Origin of the sequence: Mycobacterium sp. (genome assembly GCF_036273375.1) — a bacterium.
Lineage (GTDB): Bacteria > Actinomycetota > Actinomycetes > Mycobacteriales > Mycobacteriaceae > Mycobacterium.
Window position 1 is genome coordinate 1 of the sequence record NZ_DASUHS010000105.1, and the last position, 2,740, is coordinate 2,740.

2 protein-coding genes are annotated in these 2,740 nt (G+C 67.7%); both read left to right on the forward strand.

The window, feature by feature from the left end; translation table 11 throughout:
* Positions 1-226 precede the first annotated feature (226 nt).
* On the forward strand, positions 227-1,678 hold the full coding sequence (locus VFW69_RS10470) for a DDE-type integrase/transposase/recombinase (RefSeq protein ID WP_526500871.1): 1,452 nt from the start codon (positions 227-229) through the stop codon (positions 1,676-1,678).
* 38 nt (positions 1,679-1,716) lie between these two features.
* Entirely contained in the window at positions 1,717-2,490 is a 774-nt protein-coding gene (locus VFW69_RS10475; protein WP_526500873.1) for an ExeA family protein, read from the forward strand.
* Positions 2,491-2,740 lie beyond the last annotated feature (250 nt).

The following is a 2,740-nucleotide window of genomic DNA, read 5'->3' on the forward strand; positions in this document are numbered from 1 at the left end:
TTCGCTTCGGTGCGGCCGGTTGCTGGGCGCGGTGACGCCGGATCGGGTAGCGGTCGCGGCCAGTGGGGGTCGGCTGCTGGCACCGGGATGGTCGTCACCCCGGGGCTGAGGCTGCGCAACACGAATCGCCCCTGACGCGCACCCGGCGTGATCGGTGATCCTCGCCAAGGCGACTGCCCGACAAACGGTTTCGGGCAGGCCTTCGATTGGAGAGGAGAACTGTCAGGTGTCGTTGGAAGAGCACAAGCGCCGCGAGCGGGCGCAGGCGATCGGGCTATTCCGGTATCAGCTGATCTGCCCGGCGCTGGACGAGGGGTTGTCCAGCAAGCAGCGTGGAAAGCTGGTGCGTGAGATCGCCGCCCGCGCCCATGCCGACCCGTTCGGCAACCAGGTGCGCATCTCGCGGGAGACGCTGGACCGCTGGATCCGCCGCTACCGGACCGGCGGGTTCGAGGCGCTGGTGCCCGCGCCGCGGCGGCTGGCCGCGCGTACCGACGCGCAGGTGCTGGAGCTGGCGGCGTCGCTGAAGCGGGAAAACCCCATCCGCACCGTCACGCAGGTGGCCCGGATCCTGCGCACCGCCACCGGGTGGGCGCCCTCGGAGTCGACCCTGTTGCGGCATTTCCACCAGCTGGAATTGATGGGCCCAGCCGCCGGCGAGGCCCCGGCGGTGTTCGGTCGGTTCGAGGCCGCCGACCCCAACGAGTTGTGGTGCGGTGACGCGCTGCATGGGCCGCGGGTCGGGGACCGCAAAACCTACCTGTTCGCTTTCCTCGACGACCACTCCCGGCTGGTGCCCGGTTACCGGTTCGGCTTCGCCGAAGACACCGTGCGCCTGGCCGCCGCGTTGCGCCCGGCGCTGGCCGCCCGCGGTGCCCCGGCCGGGATCTACGTGGACAACGGCAGCGCATTCTGTGATGCGTGGTTGTTGCGGGCATGCGCGAAACTCGGAGTGCGGCTGGTGCATTCGGCACCAGGGCGACCCCAAGGCCGGGGAAAGATCGAACGGTTTTTTCGCACCGTGCGCGAACAGTTCCTGGTGGAGGTGACCGACACCAGCAGTGAAGACCTCGCTGCCGCCGGCGTCGACCACGCCACCGCGTTATTGGAGCTCAACCGGCTGTTCGTTGCCTGGGTGGAAACCGAATACCACCGGCGGGTGCATACCGAGACCGGGCAGAGTCCGCTGGCCCGCTGGCAGGCCGGCTGGGAGCGGCTCGGGCGGACCCCGGCGATACCCACCGCCACTGATCTGACCGAAGCGTTCCTCTGGAGCGAGTGGCGCAGCGTCACCAAGACCGCCACCGTATCGCTGCACGCCAACACCTACCAGGTCGACTCGACCCTGGTCGGGCGGCGGGTGGAGCTGGTGTTCTCCCCGTTCGACCTGGAAACCGTCGAAGTCCGCTACCGCGACAAGTCGTATGGGAAAGCCCTGCCGCACACCATCTCCCGCCACGCCCACCCAAAGGCCCGACCCGAAACCCCCGAACCCGAGCCGCCAGCCGCGACCGGGATCGACTACTTGGCGCTGACCGCGGCCGCCCACCACCAACAGCTGCGCCGCGACGAACGTATCGGATATCACGCCCTCTACGGTGACAATGGCCAGATCCCCGGCCAGCTCAGCATCGACGACGTTGGTGGCCTCGACACAGAAGGTGGGGTGTCGTCGTGAGTATCCAACGGCTGCAATCACATTGGGGATTCACCCGGATGCCGTTCGGGCGCGACCTGGCACCAGCCATGCTGCACCGCCATGCCAGCCACGGCGAGGCCGTCGCCCGCATCACCTGGTGTGTGGACCAACGCGCGATCGGGGTGATCACCGGCGAGGTCGGCGCCGGCAAGACCGTAGCCGTGCGCGCAGCCAGCGCCAACCTGGATCCGTCCCGGCACGTGTTCATCTACCTGGCCAACCCCACCATCGGGGTGCGCGGCATGCTCACCCACATCGTGGCCACGCTCGGGCACACCCCCGCCTACCACAAATCCGCCCTGGCCCCCCAAGCCGCCGAAGCGCTGGCCACCGAGCACGCCGAACGGGGCCGCAACCCCGTCCTCGTGGTCGACGAAGCCCACCTGCTGGACAATCATCAGCTCGAAGCGATCCGGCTGTTGACCAACCACGACATGGACTCCGGATCCCCGTTCGCGGTCATCCTGATCGGCCAACCCACCCTGCGCCAGCGGCTCCGGCTGGGTGTGCTCGCCGCGCTGGATCAGCGCATCGCGATGCGCTACAGCATCGGCGGGATGAGCGCCGCCGACACCGCCGACTACATCGGTCATCACTGCAAAATCGCCGGACGGGCCGACACCCTATTCTCCGACGACGCGATCGGGCTGATCCATAACGCCTCGCGCGGGCACCCCCGCGCGGTCAATAACCACGCACTACATGCACTGACCGCCGCGTTCGCCGCCGATCACGCGATAGTCGACGAAAAGGCCGCTCGCATCGCGATCAGTGAAACCGCCGCGGACTGAACCCGATTCGCGTCAACCCGACCAGCACCGCATCAACACGACGGGCACCCCGTCACCACGCCCACCACGGCCCCGCTCATCACACCGAGCGGGGCCGTTCTCACATCCAGAACCTCATCAACCCCGATGACGCCATCATCGTCATCTTCAGTGACGGGCAACACAAGGCACCGAGAAGAATTCCGTCGATTGGCTCGACAAGACGATCACTCAGGAAGCCAAGACCATTCGTCGCCTCGCGTCCGAGGGA

What these genes read in the sequence shown, in the direction of transcription:
- VFW69_RS10475 (WP_526500873.1), top strand. Translation starts at nt 1,717, where the DNA reads ATGCCGTTCGGGCGCGACCTGGCACCAGCCATGCTGCACCGCCATGCC.